The sequence below is a fragment of the Pseudorhodobacter ferrugineus DSM 5888 genome, from assembly GCF_000420745.1.
In the GTDB taxonomy this organism is placed as follows: domain Bacteria; phylum Pseudomonadota; class Alphaproteobacteria; order Rhodobacterales; family Rhodobacteraceae; genus Pseudorhodobacter; species Pseudorhodobacter ferrugineus.
Genome location: NZ_ATVN01000001.1, coordinates 215,643 through 233,428 on the forward strand (window position 1 = coordinate 215,643; position 17,786 = coordinate 233,428).

General features: G+C 58.9%; 23 protein-coding genes. 6 read left to right on the forward strand and 17 right to left on the reverse strand.

The genetic code is table 11. The features are described from left to right. Positions 1-984: an aldo/keto reductase gene (locus tag G560_RS0101090; RefSeq protein WP_022702463.1), complete on the forward strand. Its 984-nt coding sequence runs from the start codon at positions 1-3 to the stop codon at positions 982-984. On the opposite strand, the gene G560_RS0101095 is transcribed toward G560_RS0101090, so the two are convergent. Continuing rightward, entirely contained in the window at positions 975-1,850 is an 876-nt protein-coding gene (locus tag G560_RS0101095; RefSeq protein ID WP_022702464.1) for an urea carboxylase-associated family protein, read from the reverse strand. The genes G560_RS0101090 and G560_RS0101095 overlap by 10 nt on opposite strands. Positions 1,851-2,036: 186 nt before the next feature. On the opposite strand from G560_RS0101095, the gene G560_RS0101100 reads away from it, so the two are divergent. Continuing rightward, positions 2,037-2,957 (forward strand): PhzF family phenazine biosynthesis protein, encoded by a 921-nt coding sequence (locus G560_RS0101100; protein WP_231575846.1) that lies wholly within the window; start codon positions 2,037-2,039, stop codon positions 2,955-2,957. Here G560_RS0101100 and G560_RS0101105 read toward each other — a convergent pair. The 15 genes from G560_RS0101105 to G560_RS0101180 form a co-directional block, all read right to left on the reverse strand. Beyond that, positions 2,954-3,157 carry a hypothetical protein gene (locus tag G560_RS0101105; protein WP_022702466.1) on the reverse strand — a complete coding sequence of 68 codons (204 nt, stop codon included), beginning with the start codon at positions 3,155-3,157 and terminating at the stop codon, positions 2,954-2,956. The genes G560_RS0101100 and G560_RS0101105 overlap by 4 nt on opposite strands. A gap of 44 nt (positions 3,158-3,201) precedes the next feature. After that, positions 3,202-3,339: a hypothetical protein gene (locus G560_RS20915; protein WP_022702467.1), complete on the reverse strand. Its 138-nt coding sequence runs from the start codon at positions 3,337-3,339 to the stop codon at positions 3,202-3,204. A 224-nt stretch (positions 3,340-3,563) separates the two neighbouring features. After that, the gene (locus G560_RS0101120; protein WP_022702469.1) at positions 3,564-4,340 is read right to left on the reverse strand and encodes a succinate dehydrogenase iron-sulfur subunit; all 777 of its coding nucleotides are present in this window, start codon (positions 4,338-4,340) and stop codon (positions 3,564-3,566) included. A 13-nt stretch (positions 4,341-4,353) separates the two neighbouring features. Beyond that, positions 4,354-5,103 (reverse strand): FkbM family methyltransferase, encoded by a 750-nt coding sequence (locus G560_RS0101125; RefSeq protein WP_022702470.1) that lies wholly within the window; start codon positions 5,101-5,103, stop codon positions 4,354-4,356. A 3-nt stretch (positions 5,104-5,106) separates the two neighbouring features. Then, positions 5,107-5,403 carry a hypothetical protein gene (locus G560_RS0101130; RefSeq protein ID WP_022702471.1) on the reverse strand — a complete coding sequence of 99 codons (297 nt, stop codon included), beginning with the start codon at positions 5,401-5,403 and terminating at the stop codon, positions 5,107-5,109. After that, positions 5,400-5,762, reverse strand: a complete 363-nt coding sequence (locus G560_RS0101135; protein ID WP_022702472.1) for a hypothetical protein — start codon at positions 5,760-5,762, stop codon at positions 5,400-5,402. Before G560_RS0101135 ends, G560_RS0101130 begins: the two co-directional genes overlap by 4 nt. A 4-nt stretch (positions 5,763-5,766) precedes the next feature. Beyond that, a complete protein-coding gene (sdhA, locus tag G560_RS0101140) occupies positions 5,767-7,572 on the reverse strand; it encodes a succinate dehydrogenase flavoprotein subunit (RefSeq protein ID WP_022702473.1) in 1,806 nt (601 codons plus the stop codon). Positions 7,573-7,582: 10 nt separating this feature from the next. Next, positions 7,583-7,954, reverse strand: coding sequence for a succinate dehydrogenase, hydrophobic membrane anchor protein (locus G560_RS0101145; protein ID WP_022702474.1), 372 nt, complete (start codon positions 7,952-7,954; stop codon positions 7,583-7,585). A 13-nt stretch (positions 7,955-7,967) separates the two neighbouring features. Then, the gene (sdhC, locus tag G560_RS0101150) at positions 7,968-8,354 is read right to left on the reverse strand and encodes a succinate dehydrogenase, cytochrome b556 subunit (protein ID WP_028913591.1); all 387 of its coding nucleotides are present in this window, start codon (positions 8,352-8,354) and stop codon (positions 7,968-7,970) included. A gap of 320 nt (positions 8,355-8,674) precedes the next feature. Next, on the reverse strand, positions 8,675-9,388 hold the full coding sequence (locus G560_RS0101155) for a DUF4344 domain-containing metallopeptidase (protein WP_022702476.1): 714 nt from the start codon (positions 9,386-9,388) through the stop codon (positions 8,675-8,677). A gap of 151 nt (positions 9,389-9,539) precedes the next feature. Next, a complete protein-coding gene (locus G560_RS20160; RefSeq protein WP_022702477.1) occupies positions 9,540-10,178 on the reverse strand; it encodes a TorF family putative porin in 639 nt (212 codons plus the stop codon). 27 nt (positions 10,179-10,205) lie between these two features. Beyond that, entirely contained in the window at positions 10,206-11,246 is a 1,041-nt protein-coding gene (locus G560_RS0101165) for a MaoC family dehydratase (protein ID WP_022702478.1), read from the reverse strand. A gap of 98 nt (positions 11,247-11,344) precedes the next feature. Further along, entirely contained in the window at positions 11,345-11,548 is a 204-nt protein-coding gene (locus G560_RS0101170) for a DUF1737 domain-containing protein (RefSeq protein WP_022702479.1), read from the reverse strand. 3 nt (positions 11,549-11,551) lie between these two features. Continuing rightward, a complete protein-coding gene (locus G560_RS0101175) occupies positions 11,552-12,094 on the reverse strand; it encodes an NnrU family protein (protein WP_022702480.1) in 543 nt (180 codons plus the stop codon). A 16-nt stretch (positions 12,095-12,110) separates the two neighbouring features. Beyond that, entirely contained in the window at positions 12,111-12,959 is an 849-nt protein-coding gene (locus G560_RS0101180) for an HpcH/HpaI aldolase/citrate lyase family protein (protein ID WP_033419191.1), read from the reverse strand. Positions 12,960-13,131: 172 nt separating this feature from the next. On the opposite strand from G560_RS0101180, the gene G560_RS0101185 reads away from it, so the two are divergent. Then, positions 13,132-13,443: a hypothetical protein gene (locus G560_RS0101185; RefSeq protein ID WP_022702482.1), complete on the forward strand. Its 312-nt coding sequence runs from the start codon at positions 13,132-13,134 to the stop codon at positions 13,441-13,443. Between the two features lie 2 nt (positions 13,444-13,445). Here the strand turns inward: G560_RS0101185 and G560_RS0101190 are convergent, their stop codons facing one another. Continuing rightward, a complete protein-coding gene (locus G560_RS0101190; RefSeq protein WP_022702483.1) occupies positions 13,446-14,186 on the reverse strand; it encodes a sulfite exporter TauE/SafE family protein in 741 nt (246 codons plus the stop codon). Positions 14,187-14,338: 152 nt separating this feature from the next. Between G560_RS0101190 and mdh the strand changes: the two genes are divergently transcribed. From mdh to G560_RS0101210, 3 genes are all read left to right on the forward strand, one after another. Continuing rightward, positions 14,339-15,301, forward strand: a complete 963-nt coding sequence (gene mdh / locus G560_RS0101195; protein WP_028913593.1) for a malate dehydrogenase — start codon at positions 14,339-14,341, stop codon at positions 15,299-15,301. A 931-nt stretch (positions 15,302-16,232) separates the two neighbouring features. Further along, positions 16,233-17,426 carry an ADP-forming succinate--CoA ligase subunit beta gene (gene sucC / locus G560_RS0101205; protein WP_022702488.1) on the forward strand — a complete coding sequence of 398 codons (1,194 nt, stop codon included), beginning with the start codon at positions 16,233-16,235 and terminating at the stop codon, positions 17,424-17,426. 113 nt (positions 17,427-17,539) lie between these two features. Beyond that, the gene (locus G560_RS0101210) at positions 17,540-17,743 is read left to right on the forward strand and encodes a hypothetical protein (RefSeq protein ID WP_155947075.1); all 204 of its coding nucleotides are present in this window, start codon (positions 17,540-17,542) and stop codon (positions 17,741-17,743) included. Positions 17,744-17,786 lie beyond the last annotated feature (43 nt).

A 17,786-nucleotide genomic window follows, 5' to 3' on the forward strand; every position in this document is an offset into this window, starting at 1 on the left:
ATGAAACAACGCCAGCTCGGCGCTAACGGCCCACTTGTCTCGGCCATCGGCCTTGGCTGCCTCAGCTTTGGCGGCATCTTTGGCGCGACCAACCCTGCGGAATCCTTTGCCGCCCTTGATGCCGCGTGGGAGGCGGGGATTACCTTTTATGACACTGCCAATATCTACGGTTCTGGCATATCCGAAACCATTCTGGGCGAATGGTTGGCTGATCGCGGCCACGCCGCCATTGTTGCCACCAAGGTCGGCATCGTCACTACCCCGCCGCGTGGGTTCAACAACTCCGAAGCCTATATTCGGGCAGAGTTAGAGGCATCGCTAAAGCGCCTGAAAACCGACCATGTGGCGCTCTATTACATCCATCGCCGCCAGCAGGATATTCCCGTTGAGGATGTCGCGGGCTTTATGGGGCGGCTGATCGACGAGGGCAAAATCGGCGGCTACGGCTTGTCCGAAGTGGCCCCCCACACCATCCGCCGCGCCCATGCCGAACGTCCCGTGCGGGCGGTGCAGAACGAATATTCGCTGTGGACGCGCCTGCCGGATATCGGCGTGATCCGCGCTTGCAAGGATCTGGGCGTGGCCTTTGTGCCGTTTTCGCCGCTTGCGCGGGGGATGCTGACCGATGCACAGCCCGATCCGGCCCTGATGCGGGACGGTGATATTCGCCGCAGCATGCCTCGGTTCTTACAGCCGAACTTTAGCGCCAATTGTGCCGCGATTGACCCTTTTCGCGCCTATGCGGCAGCCAAGGGTGTGACCACTGCCGCGCTGGCCTTGGCTTGGGTGCTGGATCAGGGCGACCATCTGATCCCCATTCCCGGTACGCGCACGGCGGGGCATCTGAAGGACTGGCTGGGGGCCGATCGGTTGGAACTGACCAACGCGGATAGGGCCGAGATTGACCACATCCTGCCCCCCGGTTTCGCCCATGGCGACCGCTATGATGACGCCCAAAATATCGGCCCCGAACGCTATGCCTGATCGCCCCGGCCATGGCTGCGGTCATATCCGTTTGGCGCGGGTGGGGCCCAGCCTTGGGGGGACTTCAAGGGTTCAAAAACCTCGACCAGCAAGGGGTGGCAGCTTGCGGTATCAGATGAATGTTCGGCCGAACAATCGCCACCCGGGCAGGCAGACAGGCCCCCGAGCAGATCAATCTGGGCAAAAAACTCCAGATAATCGCCGGGGCGGACGGGGCTGGATTTCATGAAATACTGCCCCGTGTCGCGGGTGAATCCGGTGCACATAAAGACGTTCAAAACGTCATGCACATGCTGTTCCGCCTCGGGCAAACTTAGGCCCGTATGATCGGCCAAGGCGCGGGTCAGGTTGGAATGGCAGCAGTGATGATACTGCCCGCCATGGGACAAAAGGTTGTGGGTATAGGGGTCGCAGCGGGTGCCGATCACATCATGGACCGCGCCGCCGAAGGCATCAAAACCGTACCAATCTAGGCTGTCATCGGTGATCAGGGCCATAGGTCGCAGGGTAGGAAAACTGGACCACATCTGATCGCCTGTGGACAGGTGGGTGCCATGCAGAGCGCGGGTTTTGCCGGAATAAAACCGCTGCGAAAGGTCATCTGCCGCCCAAAGGTTTAGATCGCCGACTTGCGGGCCATCGACGCAGGTGATCCGGAAAAAATGACCCTTTGGCACAGAAAAACAGCGGGCATCGCGGGCTGGAACAAGGGTTTCGGACTGCTTGGTCCAGCCCGCCCGCGCCGCCTGAAAAGGGGCCGGATCAGGCCGAGGCAGGGCGGCCACGGGATAGCAGATCACGGGCGAAATTGCAGCCCGAATTGCGGCATCTTTGGGGGCGGGGTGCTGGGGATTTTTGGGTTTCATTAGGGGATGGTGGGGTGAAATCTTGGACGGGTCAAGCGGGATTTTGTCTGGCCCTGTCAAGGCTGACCGCAAAATGTCCGCGCGCGAACAAATTTGTAAATCACTGATAATAATATGTTTTACTGTTTTTGTTAACCTGAAATTAACCTGCGAACACAGGCCCGTACACGGTCCACTGATTATCAAATGTGCGGACAGCCCGCACGATTGGTGATTTCCAAAAACCTGTTTGGCGTGCCATTCTGGCCGCCGGATACAAGGAGAGATGTGATGACGGTTGAGCGGATTGCTGCCTTTGCAAAGGATGGCGCGGGTGGAAACCCTGCGGGGGTGATGTTGGCCGATGCGCTGCCAAGTGCTGCGGAAATGCAGGCGATTGCCAAAGAGATCGGCTATTCCGAAACGGTGTTTGCGGCGCGCCAAGGGGCGGGCTGGCGCGTGCGCTACTATGCGCCCGAAGGCGAAGTGCCGTTTTGCGGCCATGCGACGATTGCGCTGGGGGCGGAGCTGGGCGAACGCTTTGGTGCGGGGCGGTATGATTTGTCGCTGGCACAGGCCGAGATTTCGGTGGAGGCGGAACAGGCCGCGAATGGCTGGCGGGCGGTTCTGACCTCGCCACCTACCCGTTCGCAGGATTTGGCGCCTGCGGTGCTGGTGCAGGTTTTGGCGCTGTTCGGCTGGCAGGCCGGGGATCTGGACCCTGCCTTTCCACCGCTTGTCGCCCATGCGGGCGCGGACCATGCCGTATTGGCGCTGACGGATCGCGCTGTGTTGGCGCGTATGACCTATGACTTTGAAACGGGCCGCGCGTTAATGGCGCAGCAGGGCTGGACCACGATCAGCCTGATCCAGTTTGCCGCCCCTGACCGCGTCAATGCCCGCAACGCCTTTGCCATTGGCGGCGTGGTTGAAGATGCGGCCACGGGGGCTGCGGCGGCGGCGCTGGCGGGTGCGATGGTGGACCGCGATTGGAACGGGTTGTCCAAGGGCGGGCGGTTTGTGATTTTGCAAGGCGAGGATATGGGCAGCCTATCAGAGCTGCTGGTCGAGGTGACAGGCGTGGCGGGGGCAGGCGTGCGCGTGGCTGGGGCGGCGCGGCGGATTTAGGGCTTGGCCTTGCGCAGGCAATCGCGCGGTGGTTTGCCCGCCGTGTCCATTTCGGCGTTACACGCGGCGCAGCGGTAATGGTTTGGCCCACCCGTGCGATCCAGCCGCCAGCGGCAGTGCCGCGTCAGCGTAGAGTTGCGGCGTGAGAGCCACATATAGGCCAAGGTGCCAAGCAGCAGGATTAGGAGAAGAAGGGGCATGGCGCGGTTATGCCATGCCCGTTCGTGGCTGCAAAGCCTTGGGGTTATGCTGCGGCGACATACTCGTAATATTCCAGCGGTTGCGGCAGTTTGGACTGCGTGGGTGGGGCATCATAATAGGCATAGGCCTGTGCAAGGATGTCCAGTGCCAGCTGTGCTGGGGTTTTGGTGATCTGTGTCATGTGAACCTCGGGTGTTACGGGGTTCCTCCCACGCACAAGATAAGCCCTGAGGCGTAGATGCACCATGACTTTTTCTGCAACGCAGCAATGCGGATAGGGCATGTGTGCAATCCAGCACTGCGCTTGCGGGGCAGATTGTGATGGATATTTGTGAACAGAAAAAGGGGGCGTCTTTGGTCGAAACGGCGGCCAAGGCGCTTTAGGGTGCCTTGGCCGCGCGGGCATTAGACCACGCGTTCGACCATTTTCTTTTTGATCGCGGCGATGGCCTTGGCGGGGTTCAAGCCTTTGGGGCAGGTTTTGGCGCAGTTCATGATGGTGTGGCACCGGTAGAGCTTGAACGGGTCTTCAAGGTCATCAAGGCGCTGTGGCGTTGCCTCATCGCGTGAATCGACGATCCAGCGATAGGCGTGCAGCAAGGCGGCGGGGCCAAGGTAGCGGTCCGAGTTCCACCAGTAGCTGGGGCAGGACGTGGAGCAGCAAGCGCACATCACGCATTCATAAAGCCCGTCGAGTTTTTCGCGGTCCTCAATCGACTGGCGCCATTCCTTGGCGGGCGTGTTGGTTTTGGTTTCCAGCCACGGCATGATCGACGCGTGCTGGGCATAGAAATGGGTCAGGTCGGGGATAAGGTCGCGGACCACGGGCAGGTGGGGCAGCGGGTAGATTTTGACATCGCCCTTCACCTCATCCAGCCCGTAGATACAGGCCAGCGTGTTGATGCCGCCGATGTTCATGGCGCAAGAGCCACAGATGCCTTCGCGGCAAGAGCGGCGGAAGGTCAACGTGGGGTCGATCTCGTTCTTGATCTTGATCAGCGCGTCCAGAACCATCGGGCCGCAGGTATCCATATCGACGAAATAGGTGTCAACCCGCGGGTTTTCGCCATCATCGGGGGTCCAGCGGTAGATGCTGAATTTGCGGACATTGCTGCCGGATGGTTTGGGCCATGTTTTGCCCGTGCGGATGGTCGAATTTTTGGGCAGGGTGAACTGAACCATGGGTCCGTCTCCTTTAAGAAGCGTGGTTTTGGGGGGCGGGGGCGTGGGGGTGCCACCGCGTGAACAGAATATCCATAAGGCGGGGCGCGCCTCCGCCTTTGCCATCGCCTGTCATCCGCAGCACATCGCGGAATTCAAGGCCGGCAACAGCGAGGCGGTTGATGAGGTGGGACGGCGGGGCGATACCGGCAAAGCGCTGAATAAGCGACAGTTCCAGAATGACGAAATCGGTGCGCAGGAGGGTTTCGGTGGCGCCAGACAGCACCTCATCCTCGAACCCTTCGGTGTCGATTTTTAGGCCCACGCGGCCTTTGAACGTGGCGGCGATATGGTCAAGCGTGGTAACCTCGACGGTGCGGGTTTCAATGCGGTTGAACTTGGTCGCCATCGTATCGGTGCGTTGGCGCAGGCTGGCCATAGCGCCTTGTTCGCCCTTATCGGAATGCGGGATGTTCAGGGTGAGTTTGGCGGGGGCCGAGCCAAGCGCGGTTTCAAAGAACTGCGCAAGGCGGGGCGCGTCGGGGCCTGTCAGCGCCGCGCGCGATTCCGCGCGGGGGTCGATCAGGGCGAAACGGGCATCGGGGAAGGCCTGATACAGGAACGGCGTGCCCATATCGACGCCGATATCGAACACCACATCGGGGGCAAGGCCAAAGCTTTGCAGATGTTCGGCGCGGGATTTATCGGCAATCGCGGTCAGCCCCTTGCGCCGCAAAAAGCGGTTCACTTGGGCGCGGTCGATTTGGGCGGTGTCAGGGGCCATCTGTCACCCTTTCCAATCGGCGCGGGAATAGAGGGGACGGCTGGGGGGCATGCCACTTTTTTGAAACACGCAGGAGTCGTAGACGGCCGAAGGGTCACGGCCCATCAGGAAATCGCTGCTTACCCCCAGCTCTAGCCGCCCCACTGGCTTGCCGTTGCTGACACCGACCACAACCTCGCCCCGAGGGGCGGCGGCGTTGTAGGCGCGGGCAAAACACTGGCGTTCGGCCTCGGCCTGCGAAACGGGGCCGCAAGCGGTAGACAGGAGCAACACAGCAAAAGGCGCCACCAGCTTTATCATCCGGCCAGCCCCGACAATCCGGGAATACCTGCCCGAAGGACACATTGGGCCGTATTGGGCCGCTGCAAGATGGTGGCCACCGTTTGCACAGTGGTACTGCCTGCGCGGGTGCCAACATCACGGGCAAGGCTGAAAATCTCATCCGCGCTGGCGTTGTCGATCACGCAGACAGCCACAGCCTCGGCCTGCGGGCCGGGTAGGCGCTGCTGCACGATTGGTAGAACCACCGATTTGGCCGAGGCCCGCGCCACCGCTTCGACCGGATTGGCGGTGGTGCAAGACGCCAGCGCCAGCACAGAAAACGCGGCCCAGACCGCAAAGCGGGGCAGGCAGGCCTTATGTATCAGACGCTGGGTCATTGGATCAAAACTTTCGTTCTGCGGGGGCGATGCGGGCAAGCGCGATGCCGCCTTCGGCCTCGGTTGTTAGCGGATCAAGGTGCACTGGGCGGTAATCCAGCTTTACCTTGTTGCCCGTCACAACGGCCAAAGTGTGCTTGCGCCATTCTTTATCGTCGCGGGTTGGGTGATCTTCGTGCGCATGGGCACCGCGGCTTTCGGTGCGGGCATGGGCGCCGTGGATCGTGGCCAAGGCGTTCGGCATCAGGTTCGCCAGTTCCAGCGTTTCCATCAGGTCCGTGTTCCAGACCAAGCTGCGGTCGGTGACTTTGATGTCATCCAGTTTGGCCGCGATCTCGGTCATTTTCCGTACACCTTCGGCCAGTGTGGCATCGGTGCGGAACACGGCTGCATCCTCTTGCATGGTTTTTTGCATTTGCAAGCGCAGATCGGCGGTGGGTGTGCTGCCGTCGGCATGGCGGAACCGGTCAAACCGCGCAAGGGCGGCATCAAGGCTGGCTTGGTTCAACACGGGCGAGGGTGCGCCACGGTCAACCACCGTGCCCGCGCGAATGGCAGCCGCACGACCAAACACCACCAAGTCGATGAGGGAGTTCGAGCCAAGACGGTTTGCGCCGTGCACCGATGCACAGCCTGCCTCGCCCACGGCCATCAGGCCGGAAACGGTGGCGTCCGGGTCCGTTGCCGTTGGGTTCAATACCTCGCCCCAATAGTTGGTGGGGATGCCGCCCATGTTGTAATGCACGGTTGGCAGAACGGGGATCGGTTCTTTGTTCAGATCGACGCCTGCGAAAATCTTGGCCGATTCCGAAATGCCGGGCAGGCGCAGCGCAAGCTGTTCTGGCGGCAAGTGGTTGAGGTGCAAGTGGATGTGGTCCTTGTTCGGGCCAACACCGCGGCCTTCGCGGATTTCAATGGTCATGCAGCGCGACACGTAATCGCGGGGGGCCAAATCTTTGTAATGCGGGGCGTAGCGTTCCATGAAACGTTCGCCTTCGGAGTTGGTCAGATAGCCGCCTTCGCCGCGCGCCCCTTCGGTGATCAAGCAGCCCGAGCCGTAGATGCCGGTGGGGTGGAATTGCACGAATTCCATATCTTGCAGGGGCAGGCCTTGGCGGGCAACCATGCCGCCGCCATCGCCGGTGCAGGTATGCGCAGAGGTGGCGGAGAAATAGGCGCGGCCATAGCCGCCCGTTGCCAGCACGGTCATTTTCGCCTTGAACACATGGATGGTGCCATCGTCGAGTTTCCAGCAGACAACGCCTTGGCATTTGCCATCGTCGTCCATCAGCAAATCAAGCGCGAAATATTCGATGAAGAATTCAGCGTTGTTTTTCAGCGATTGGCCGTAAAGCGTGTGAAGGATCGCGTGGCCGGTCCGGTCGGCGGCGGCACAGGTGCGCTGTACAGGCGGGCCTTCGCCGAATTCGGTGGTGTGGCCGCCAAAGGGGCGCTGATAAATCTTGCCTTCTTCGGTGCGCGAAAACGGCACGCCGTAATGTTCCAGTTCATAGACCGCCTTTGGCGCCTCACGCGCGAGGTATTCCATCGCGTCGGTATCGCCCAGCCAGTCAGACCCTTTGACGGTGTCATACATGTGCCACTGCCAGTTATCTGGTCCCATGTTTGACAAGGACGCCGCGATACCACCTTGGGCCGCGACGGTGTGCGAACGGGTTGGGAAAACCTTGGTTACGCAGGCGGTGCGCAGGCCTTGTTCGGCCATGCCAAGCGTGGCGCGCAGGCCAGCGCCGCCAGCCCCCACGACAACAACGTCGTATTCATGTGTTTCATATTCATATGCGGTCATGGTCAGTCCTTTAGAGCGCGATACGGGCGAGGGCGAAAAGCCCCGTCGCGGTGATCGCGTAAGAGAGGGAAATGGCGAGGATAATCAGCGCGCGGCGGGCAGAGCCTCTGGCGTAATCCTCGATCATCATGGTGGCGCCTTTGGCGAAATGGCGCATACCGATGAAAATGACCAAGCCGGTCAGAATGGCGGGGAACGGGCGAGCAAAGGTGGCAAGCACCTGTTCATGCGTGCCGCCAAGGGCCGAGCCGAAGATGTAGATCCAAGTCGGCACCATAAAGGCAAGGCCAACGGACGACACTGTCATGAACCAATGGTGTTCGGTGCCCGAGCGGGTAGAGCCCTTGCCCATAGCGCGTTTGCGGTCGGTTAGGTAACGCATGATCGCAGCCCTCTTATTGCACAAGAATGATGGTGAGGATGGTCAGAATGACCGACCCGCCGATGATGGCCCAACCCAGCTTTTCGGCTGTGGGAATATCCATGCCTTTGCCGCTGTCCCAATAGAGGTGCCGCATGCCAGCAAGATAGTGATACCAGATCGCCCAAAGCGAGCCGGTGAACACCAGATCGCCGAACCACGAGGTCGCAACGGCATTGGCCACCGCGAAATATTCGGGCGAGGTTGCCGCCGCCAAGAGCCACCACACCGCCAGCATCGTGCCAACGATAAGCCCGTTGCCCGTGATGCGCGTCAGGATCGAGGTGATCGATGTCAACTGCGGGCGGTAAATCTGAAGGTGGGGGGAAAGGGGGCGTTCAATCCGTTTTGCGTCTGCCATGCTGTATTCCTCAAGGCTGTGCCGTGCCGGACCTATCCGCGCGCGGTCTTTCTGCTTTGACAATGAATAGCGCATTTTTGGCGCGAGTCACCTAGAGAGACGGGATATTTAGGCGGTTTTTGGCTGGGCCCATGCAGAAAGTTGGGTCATGTGATCACAATATCGAAAGCTGTGATCACAATTTTGAGCGCATGGGAGGTGGTGGACAATTTAAGAGAGTCGTGTCGAAAGTGCAGGAAAGTCACGGGAACACGATCAAGGCCAGTGCTTTGGGTCACGGTCTGTCTGCTGTGATCTGGGGCTGGGCTTGTGGTTTGTGATCACAAATCATTGGCGATGGCTTGGCGTTCCAAGAATTCGACATATTCGGTGCAAATTGTAATGGTTGCGGTTTCGGGGTCGTAAAAGGCATTCTCTTCACCGCAAGATGTGAGTGCGACGGTCACGGGTTTGGGCAGGGTAAAGGCTTGGTTCAGGTCTGTGACCTCGCTTGCAATCAGTGCGCCGATATCGCTGCTGGTTTCGCCGTCAAAGCCGATGGATTTGGTGGGCTCTGAGGCGGTGAGCGGGTCCAGTACAGCGGCCCAAGAGGCTGCAGCCAGATCATATTCCTCGACACAGGTTTCGGCGCGTTCGGCAGGCAGGGCGAATTCTTCGGCCAAAGCTGCACGGGTGTCCGGGTCTGCGCCGTAAAACAGGCAGACCTGATTGTAATAGCGTTGCATATCAAGGCCATGCACATCCCAATAGGCAGGTTCTTCGGCCTCTTGTGCAGCCAGTTCGAACGACAAAGCCGTCAGGGCGGTAATGGATTCTGCCGCGTCTTCTTCCCAAAACTCATCCAGCAAAATGACTGAAAGGATATCGGCGGCGTCTTCTTCGCGGCCCAAGACCGACGCATCGGTCAGGTCGATCAGCGCATGGCCGAATTCATGGTACAGCGTCGAGATGACGTTGGCGGTGACAAAATCCTGCGCGCCATCGGCATGGGCGGGGGCTGCAAGCAACAGCGAGACGGCAAGCGTGCGGAGCATTGGACATCCTTGGGGTGCGAGGGGCCGCAGAGTGGTAGGCAACTGCGGTGTGTCTAACAGAGTCTGCGGGATCGGAACAGTGGACGTCGGTGGCGATGGCCTGCGCGCGGGCATCAGGGGGCGCATCAAAGCCCCCCGATGCGGTAAGATATCAGCGCGAAAACAGCGAGGTGTCAAATGCAAGGCCCACCACAAGGCGGCCGCGGGCATCATTGGCATCATGATAACGCATATCTACCGTCGATGTGTCATTCAAGCTGTAAGATACGCCCAGATCCGCATAGGTCTGCGCGTGCTGAACCTTGCCAAGTGAACCCGACAGGCTGAACTGGTCGTTCAACGCATAATCGCCGGTCAGCTCAACCGTATTTACCTTGGACCCCGGATCATAGGACACAGAGCCGCCCACTGTCGTCACATCGGACGGGCTGTAATCCATGCCCAAGGCAAATTCGCCACAGCAATTGCCGGAATTGTTGTAAAGATAGCGGGTATAGCCAATGTCATAGCCAAGGCCATTCGGCAGTTCGTTGCGATAGCCTAGCGACAGGTCGGTTTCGGTATTGTCGGTGCCATCGTTCAGCGACGACATCCAGATACCGCCGTAAAAGCCGGAAAACGACCCTTCAATATAGCCTTGAACGGCGGGTTTGTCGTTCGACAGGGTATGGCCGTTGGAGATATAGTTGGAGGTCACGCCCAGGCCGGCTGTGACCTCTACCGATTGGGCAGTCGAAACGGTTGCCAACCCGATCAGGGCGGCAGAGAGGGAGAGGATACGCAAAGCCACGATGGGACTCCGTTTAATATGAGGGGGTCAGAGGGGCATAAGCGCCCAATAATCAAGATCAAGCAACACAGATGGGTCATATTTGCCATCGGGCCCGCGCAAAGCAAAGGGCTTTGTTTCGGTATTTTCAATGTGTTGCACGGCAACCAGACGCAAGCGGATCGCCCCCACGCCGGGTGCGTCGGTTTCTGCCTTGTCCAGCACCTGCGACCATGCCCGCACGGTGGTTCCGGCAAAGCAGGGATTGGCATGCGCGCCTGCGTTCAGCGCCACGATCATCTGCGCATTCGCCAGCCCGTTGAACGACAGCGCACGCGCCAAGCTGATGATATGGCCGCCATAGATCAGGCGGCGGCCATCATCGCGGTGGGTGGCATCAAAATGCACCTTGGCGGTGTTTTGCCACAGCCGAGTGGCGAGCATATGTTCGGCTTCTTCAATCGTGACGCCGTCGACATGGTCGATCTGTTCGCCGATGGCGTAGTCGCCCCAGCGGTGCGGCTCACCCGCCAGCGTGAAGTCGTAATCGGTGAAATCCAATCCCTCGGGGATGACAAGCCGGTCTGGCGTGACGGTTTCGGGCAGGTCTTGGATCACGGTTTCGGGCGCAGGCGTGTCGCGGTTTTTGCGGACCATGACCCAGCGCACGTATTCAAGGACGGGCTCATCCCGTTGGTTCAGGCCGGTGGTGCGTACATAAACCACGCCGGATGTGCCGTTGGAATTTTGTTTAAGCCCGATCACCGTGCTTTGCGCCCGCAGCGTATCGCCGGGGTAGACGGGGGCCAGCCAGCGACCATCTGCGTAGCCAAGATTGGCGATGGCGTTCAAGGAAATATCGGGGACGGTTTTGCCGAACACGGTGTGAAAGGCGATGAGATCGTCCAGCGGCGACCCTTCCAACCCGCAATTACCCGCAAAATCATCGGATGAATACAGCGCGTGGCGGGCGGGATAAAGCGCATGGTACAGCGCGCGTTCGCCTTCGGCCAAGGTGCGCGGCACGGCATGGTGGATGGTTTCGCCCAAGGCATAATCTTCGAAAAAGCGGCCGGAATTGGTTTTCATGGGATGGTCCTTGGGGTGGGGGCGGTGGGTTGGTGTGGTGCGCTAAAGCACACCCTACAACAGCCGTAGGGTGTGCTTTAGCGCACCGTTTGCCGGTGTTAGTGCTGGCCCAGCTTGGTGTCGGGCGTATAGGTGCCGGGGGCCTCTTTCACCACAGCTTGACCGCAGCGCATGACGCCCTGAGCCGCATCCCACGCATAGGTGGGAGAGCCGTAAAGCTCCCACCCTTTGTTCAGCGCGTCGGTGACTTTGTGGCAAAAGGCCGAAGTGTCTTCTTCGGTTAGCAAGCGATAAAGTTTCATGGATCACCCGAATGGATTGTAGCCGAGCCAGATATGGACCGCGGCGGTGAGGAAAAAGACGACGATGGTTGCGACGACTGCGGTAATCTCTTTCTTGATTGGAACAGCGTGATAAGGGCCGGGCGGTGCCACGCGGTTCAGCACAATCACCTCGGCCAGCGCCCAAGCAAACAGGCCGCCGAACAGCAGAAAGGATGGCGTGTCGCCATTCACCAGCAAATGCGCGATGGCAAACACCTTGACCGACGTTAGCTGCGGGTTGCGCACCCATTTGGTCACGCGGGTTTTGGCACCCGATGCGGCGAACAGGTAAAAAGCAAACAGCATCAGCAGGTTGTTGATGCCGGTCATCGCAGAGCTGCGGCCCCAAAAGACCGTGCCTTCGGCGGCGCGGTAGCCGATGACCATCAGCACAATCGCGATCACCGAGCCTATGGCGACGATCGCTTTGCCTTTGTCCCCGAACCGTGCGCGGTGGTCGGGGGCGATGCGTTTCCAGAAATGGACGCCGGACCAGAGGATCAGGCCGAGAAGAATAAGGAACATGGGGTCGCCTTTTGGTTTAGGATTGGGCCTCGATGGCCTTTGCTTTTGCCAAAGTCGCCTGTGCCGTGACGATATGCAAGTTCTCTACGATCTTCCCATCCACAACCGCCACACCTTGCCCTGCGGCTTGTGCCGCATTGAACGCCTCAATCTGGCGCTGGGCGAGGGTAATTTCGGCCTCACTTGGGGCAAAGGCTGTGTTGGCGATCTCCAATTGCGCGGGGTGGATCAGGGTTTTGCCGTCAAACCCCATATCGCGCCCCTGTTCGCATTCGGCGCGCAGGCCTTCGTCATCCTTGAACGCGTTATAGACCCCGTCGATGATGGTCAGGTTATGCGCCTTGGCCGCGAGCAGGCACAGGCCAAGCCCCGCCTGCATCGGCAAACGGTCGGCGCGAAAGCGGCTGTTCAGCTCCTTGGCCAGATCATTCGTGCCCATCACCATGCCTGCAAGGCGCGGATGTGCGGCGATGGATGTGGCGTTCAGCATCCCCAAGGCGGTTTCCATCATCGCCCAAAGCGGCACATCGGGGGTCAGGTCGGCCACGGCGTCCAAATCCTCGGGCGTCGACACCTTGGGGATCAGCAGCGCGTCGATATCTGATCCGACAAAGGCCGCAACATCATCGGCGCCCCATTCCGTATCCAACCCGTTCACCCGCACAATCTTTGCGCGCCTGCCATAATCGGCCTTCGCCAAAGTTTGCACCAACAGCGCGCGGGCGGCGATTTTTTCATCCGGTGCCACGGCATCCTCTAGGTCAAAGATGATCGCATCGGTGGCAAGGGTTTGCGCCTTGTCCAGCGCACGGTCTTTGGACCCAGGGATGTAGAGGGCAGAGCGGTAGGGGCGAATGGTGGACATGATTCTCTCTCGCAATTTTGTTACGTTATGGGTCACGATTTTAGCAGATTCCTCAACCCCAAATTTGCCGCAATGCAGCATCCCACCTGCATGGCGCGGCTGATTAACCTTTCTTGCGCATTTCAGGCGCAGGCTTTGACCCTAAGATTGCTGGCCATAGAAAGGGACTACCATGACACAGAAACTCTTTGCGCTGTCGCTTGGGTTCGGCGCGCTGATCCTTGTGGCGCAGGCCCATGCCCAAACCCCGCAATGCGGCCCGCGCGCCACGGTGTTGGCCCAGCTTGCCGATAAATATGGCGAAACGCGCCAGTCTATGGGGATTGCAGCGAATAATATGGTGATGGAACTGTTCGCATCCGCCACATCGCAAAGCTGGACAATCACCGTGACCACGCCGCAAGGCCAAACCTGCCTTGTGGCATCGGGCGAAGGGTTCGAGGCGATGGTTGACGCGCTGCCCGCCAAGGGCGAACCGGCCTGAGGTCAGGCCAAAGCCACCCACAACATGCGCAAGGACAACAACAAAAGCGCCCATAGTACCAAGGTGTAGAACAGCTTTTCGGGCAGTAACCGCACCAGCCGCACGCCTGCGAACACCGCCAAGGTTGCGGGTAAGAACAACCACACCGCAATGTGCAGGCTGTCAAACGACAAAATCCCGACGGACATATAGGCCGGCAGTTTGACCATATTCACCCATGTGAACAAAATGGTCGACGTACCAGCAAACACCGCCTTTGGCAGGCGCAGGGGCAAGGTGTAAATCTGATAGGGCGGGCCACCTGCATGGCTGACAAAGCTGGTGAACCCCGCCGCCGTGCCCCAAACCACCCCCGGCACAACACGCGGTTCCTGCGCGCCAGCATTTGCCCCCCACCCCAACAAACGACTGGCGGCAAAACTGCTGCCCAACGCCCCGATCACTCCGCCCACCATCGCCTCGGAAATCAGGTTGGCCGTGGCCCAACCCAGCCCAATGCCAATGGCTGTGGCCGGAAACATGATCTTCAACACCCGCAGATCATAGGCGCGGCGGTATGCCCAAACGCCAAACCAATCCGACACAATATAGATCGGCAACAACAACCCCGCCGCCTGCAACGGCGGCATCACCAGCGACAGAATCGGCACCGACATCATCGCCACCACCGGCAATCCGCCCTTCGACAGCCCCACGGCGACTGATGCAAGCACAGCTGCGACCCAAAACCCCGTGCCGTCCATGTCTTGCCCCACAAGTTTCTGATGACTTTAGCGCAAACATTAACCTTTGCGCGCTAGCAAGGGCAATGCCGCGTTGCGGCACTCTTGCTTAATGCCCGCCAAGGGGCTAGGCATCCACGCATTCAAACACACCCGACCCGGAGATGGATATCATGGCTAGACCCAAGATTGCACTTATCGGCGCGGGGCAGATTGGCGGTACACTCGCCCATCTCGCCGCGATCAAGGAACTGGGCGATATCGTCCTGTTCGACATTGCCGAAGGCACCCCGCAAGGCAAGGCGCTGGATATTGCGCAATCCGGCCCGTCCGAGGGTTTTGACGCCAGCATGAAAGGCGCCAACGACTACGCCGATATCGCAGGCGCCGATGTGTGCATCGTGACCGCAGGCGTTGCCCGCAAGCCGGGGATGAGCCGCGATGACCTGTTGGGCATCAACCTGAAAGTGATGAAATCGGTTGGTGAAGGCATTGCCAAACACGCGCCGAACGCATTCGTGATCTGCATCACCAACCCGCTGGATGCGATGGTTTGGGCGTTGCAGCAGTTTTCCGGCCTGCCCACCAACAAGGTTGTCGGCATGGCTGGCGTGTTGGATAGCGCCCGTTTCCGCCACTTCCTGTCGGTCGAATTCAACTGTTCCATGCGCGATGTGACCGCATTCGTTCTGGGCGGCCACGGCGACACGATGGTGCCCTTGGCCCGCTATTCCACCGTTGGCGGCATTCCACTGCCCGATCTGGTCGAAATGGGGTGGACGACCCAAGACAAACTGGATGCAATCATCCAGCGCACCCGTGATGGCGGCGCCGAAATTGTTGGCCTGCTGAAAACAGGTTCGGCGTTTTATGCACCTGCGACCAGCGCCATTGAAATGGCCGAAGCCTACCTGAAAGACCAAAAGCGTATGTTGCCTTGTGCCGCCTATTGCGATGGCGAGCTGGGCGTGAAGGGCATGTATGTGGGCGTCCCCACAATCATTGGCGCGGGCGGCATTGAACGTATCGCCGACATCAAGATGAACGTGGCCGAGCAGGCGATGTTCGACAAGTCGGTAGACGCGGTAAAGGGCCTTATGGCGGCCTGCAAAGAGATTGACCCGTCGCTGGTCTAAGGGCGAACGGATTTTGGCCATGTAAAGTGGCCTAGTCGAATCAGAAAAAGCGGCCGTTGGGAAACCAGCGGCCGCTTTTTTGTTACAAAAAAACCTATATGTTTCAGTATGTTGTTTGTGGGTTTTGCGAGTGTTATCTGACTGTGATCTGGATGTCATCTTAGCGTTACATAGCGTTTGCTACATTTTCCCAACGAGCGTGTAACAGAATGAACAAAGGCGGCCCCAAGGATGCATCGCTGTGGTGTTGGGGAAAGGCTAAGAACCGGCAAACCGGAATAATCCTGCCCGACACTATTCGCGAAAGGGAGAGCGAACATGCAAGATCTGCTGACACTTTTGCCCGATTGGGCAGTCTATACCGGCCTGTTTCTGAGCGGTGCGGTTGCGACAAAGGCCGTAAGCACGGGGATCAAGGTTTCACACCGTTGGAGTGGGAAGAAGGGTCCACGTACAATAGTGACCCTGAACTCTCAGCGGAGGGGGATCGCTTATCCTCCGCTGCCAACGTCGCGGTTTCAAAAGCGGCGCATGCCACCGCTTGCCCCAATCGCAAAGCAGCGGCAAACGCCTGTTGTCCGTGAAACGAACCTTATCTTCGTGCTGCCCGATAGGGGGCAAACACCACCGAAGAAAGCAAAGTCAAAATCGCGTAAAGCGGCAAAGCGGTAAATTGGCGTGGGGGCTGTTCAACGGGATAGGCCCCCATTTTGGCGTGTAATGCTTGCCTTTATCTTGGCTGAAAGGCCATCATTGAAGCCTGCGAATCATAAGGGTTCGTTAAACCGATCAGCTTTGTGATCACACTTTTCAAGGCTGTGATCACAAATGTCGGAATTTTCCGTCAAAAGCTGCTTTTCCGATAAATCCCTTTTGAATCGGCCTGTTTTTGTGGCATGACGGGCCAAATTCCTTACCGATGGGACAGTCGATGAACATTCACGAATACCAAGCCAAAGCCCTGTTGCGCAGCTATGGGGCGCCTGTGTCCGATGGTCGCGTTGTCCTGAAAGCCGAAGAGGCCAAGACGGCGGCGGGCGAGATGGATGGCCCGCTTTGGGTGGTAAAGGCGCAAATCCACGCAGGCGGTCGCGGCAAGGGCCATTTCAAAGAGGCGCAGGCCGGTGAAAAAGGCGGCGTGCGCCTTGCAAAATCGGTGGCCGAAGCGGCCGAGATGGCCAAGCAAATGCTGGGTCGCACCTTGGTCACGCACCAAACCGGCCCTGCGGGCAAGCAAGTGAACCGCATTTATATCGAAGACGGTTCCGACATCGCGCGCGAACTGTACCTTGCCCTGCTGGTTGACCGTCAATCCAGCCGCATTTCCTTCGTCGCCTCGACCGAAGGCGGTATGGATATCGAAGAAGTCGCCGCCAACACGCCCGAAAAAATCGTGTCCTTCTCGGTCGATCCGGCCTCGGGCTTGTCTGATTTCCACGGTCGCCGCGTGGCGTTTGCCTTGGGTCTGACCGGTGGTCAGGTCAAGCAATGCGTCGGTTTGATTAAAATCCTCTACAAAGCCTTTGTCGAAAAAGACATGGAGATGCTGGAGATCAACCCGCTGATCGTGACACCCGATGGCAACCTGAAATGCCTTGATGCCAAGATGAGCTTTGACGGAAACGCGATGTATCGCCACGCCGATATCGCATCCTTGCGCGATGAGACCGAGGAAGACCCGAAGGAGCTGGCAGCGTCCAAGTTCGACCTGAACTATATCGCGCTGGACGGTGAAATTGGCTGCATGGTCAACGGTGCCGGCCTTGCAATGGCGACGATGGACATCATCAAGCTCTATGGTGCCGAGCCTGCGAACTTTTTGGATGTGGGCGGCGGGGCGACCAAGGAAAAGGTCACCGAGGCGTTCAAGATCATCACATCCGACCCGAATGTTAAGGGTATCTTGGTCAACATTTTTGGCGGTATCATGCGCTGTGATGTGATCGCCGAAGGGGTTATTTCGGCCGTGAAAGAAGTGGGTCTGAAAGTGCCGCTGGTTGTGCGTTTGGAAGGGACCAATGTTGAAGAAGGCAAAGCCATCATCAACAATTCCGGGCTGGCCGTGATTGCAGCGGAAAACCTCAAAGATGGCGCGCAAAAGATTGTAAAGGCGGTAAAGGGTTAAGGCCCAGCCGTGAAAAACCGCTTACGGGCCAGACTGGCCCGTAGCCAAAACCAAACCCCGTGAAAAAGGCCAAGCGCCTGCGGGTAACGTCAACAGTGGTGAAAGGGTTTACGATGATCAAGTTTGTAATGGGTTCTGCGGTTTTGTTGATGCTTGCAGCGTGTGGTGGCTATGGCGGGAATACCGCGGGCGGCACTGCCAGCGATGGCAACGAAGAGATTGTGTGTGACCAGCAATCGGCTTGGGCACAATCCGGCAAAATCGGCGGCGGCGACATTACCATCACCTGCCCGGGCAACGCGCGCCCCGCCTACTGATAACCAGCGCCTTCGGGTGCTTTTCTGACCGCATAAGGAGGCC

Excerpts from the sequence above, each read along its gene's own strand:
- G560_RS0101090 (WP_022702463.1), top strand. The coding sequence starts at position 1 with ATGAAACAACGCCAGCTCGGCGCTAACGGCCCACTTGTCTCGGCCATC.
- G560_RS0101095 (WP_022702464.1), bottom strand. The coding sequence starts at position 1,850 with ATGAAACCCAAAAATCCCCAGCACCCCGCCCCCAAAGATGCCGCAATT.
- G560_RS0101100 (WP_231575846.1), top strand. The coding sequence starts at position 2,037 with ATGTGCGGACAGCCCGCACGATTGGTGATTTCCAAAAACCTGTTTGGC.
- G560_RS0101105 (WP_022702466.1), bottom strand. The coding sequence starts at position 3,157 with ATGCCCCTTCTTCTCCTAATCCTGCTGCTTGGCACCTTGGCCTATATG.
- G560_RS20915 (WP_022702467.1), bottom strand. The coding sequence starts at position 3,339 with ATGACACAGATCACCAAAACCCCAGCACAGCTGGCACTGGACATCCTT.
- G560_RS0101120 (WP_022702469.1), bottom strand. The coding sequence starts at position 4,340 with ATGGTTCAGTTCACCCTGCCCAAAAATTCGACCATCCGCACGGGCAAA.
- G560_RS0101125 (WP_022702470.1), bottom strand. The coding sequence starts at position 5,103 with ATGGCCCCTGACACCGCCCAAATCGACCGCGCCCAAGTGAACCGCTTT.
- G560_RS0101130 (WP_022702471.1), bottom strand. The coding sequence starts at position 5,403 with ATGATAAAGCTGGTGGCGCCTTTTGCTGTGTTGCTCCTGTCTACCGCT.
- G560_RS0101135 (WP_022702472.1), bottom strand. The coding sequence starts at position 5,762 with ATGACCCAGCGTCTGATACATAAGGCCTGCCTGCCCCGCTTTGCGGTC.
- sdhA (WP_022702473.1), bottom strand. The coding sequence starts at position 7,572 with ATGACCGCATATGAATATGAAACACATGAATACGACGTTGTTGTCGTG.
- G560_RS0101145 (WP_022702474.1), bottom strand. The coding sequence starts at position 7,954 with ATGCGTTACCTAACCGACCGCAAACGCGCTATGGGCAAGGGCTCTACC.
- sdhC (WP_028913591.1), bottom strand. The coding sequence starts at position 8,354 with ATGGCAGACGCAAAACGGATTGAACGCCCCCTTTCCCCCCACCTTCAG.
- G560_RS0101155 (WP_022702476.1), bottom strand. The coding sequence starts at position 9,388 with ATGCTCCGCACGCTTGCCGTCTCGCTGTTGCTTGCAGCCCCCGCCCAT.
- G560_RS0101165 (WP_022702478.1), bottom strand. The coding sequence starts at position 11,246 with ATGAAAACCAATTCCGGCCGCTTTTTCGAAGATTATGCCTTGGGCGAA.
- G560_RS0101170 (WP_022702479.1), bottom strand. The coding sequence starts at position 11,548 with ATGAAACTTTATCGCTTGCTAACCGAAGAAGACACTTCGGCCTTTTGC.
- G560_RS0101175 (WP_022702480.1), bottom strand. The coding sequence starts at position 12,094 with ATGTTCCTTATTCTTCTCGGCCTGATCCTCTGGTCCGGCGTCCATTTC.
- G560_RS0101180 (WP_033419191.1), bottom strand. The coding sequence starts at position 12,959 with ATGTCCACCATTCGCCCCTACCGCTCTGCCCTCTACATCCCTGGGTCC.
- G560_RS0101185 (WP_022702482.1), top strand. The coding sequence starts at position 13,132 with ATGACACAGAAACTCTTTGCGCTGTCGCTTGGGTTCGGCGCGCTGATC.
- G560_RS0101190 (WP_022702483.1), bottom strand. The coding sequence starts at position 14,186 with ATGGACGGCACGGGGTTTTGGGTCGCAGCTGTGCTTGCATCAGTCGCC.
- mdh (WP_028913593.1), top strand. The coding sequence starts at position 14,339 with ATGGCTAGACCCAAGATTGCACTTATCGGCGCGGGGCAGATTGGCGGT.
- sucC (WP_022702488.1), top strand. The coding sequence starts at position 16,233 with ATGAACATTCACGAATACCAAGCCAAAGCCCTGTTGCGCAGCTATGGG.
- G560_RS0101210 (WP_155947075.1), top strand. The coding sequence starts at position 17,540 with ATGATCAAGTTTGTAATGGGTTCTGCGGTTTTGTTGATGCTTGCAGCG.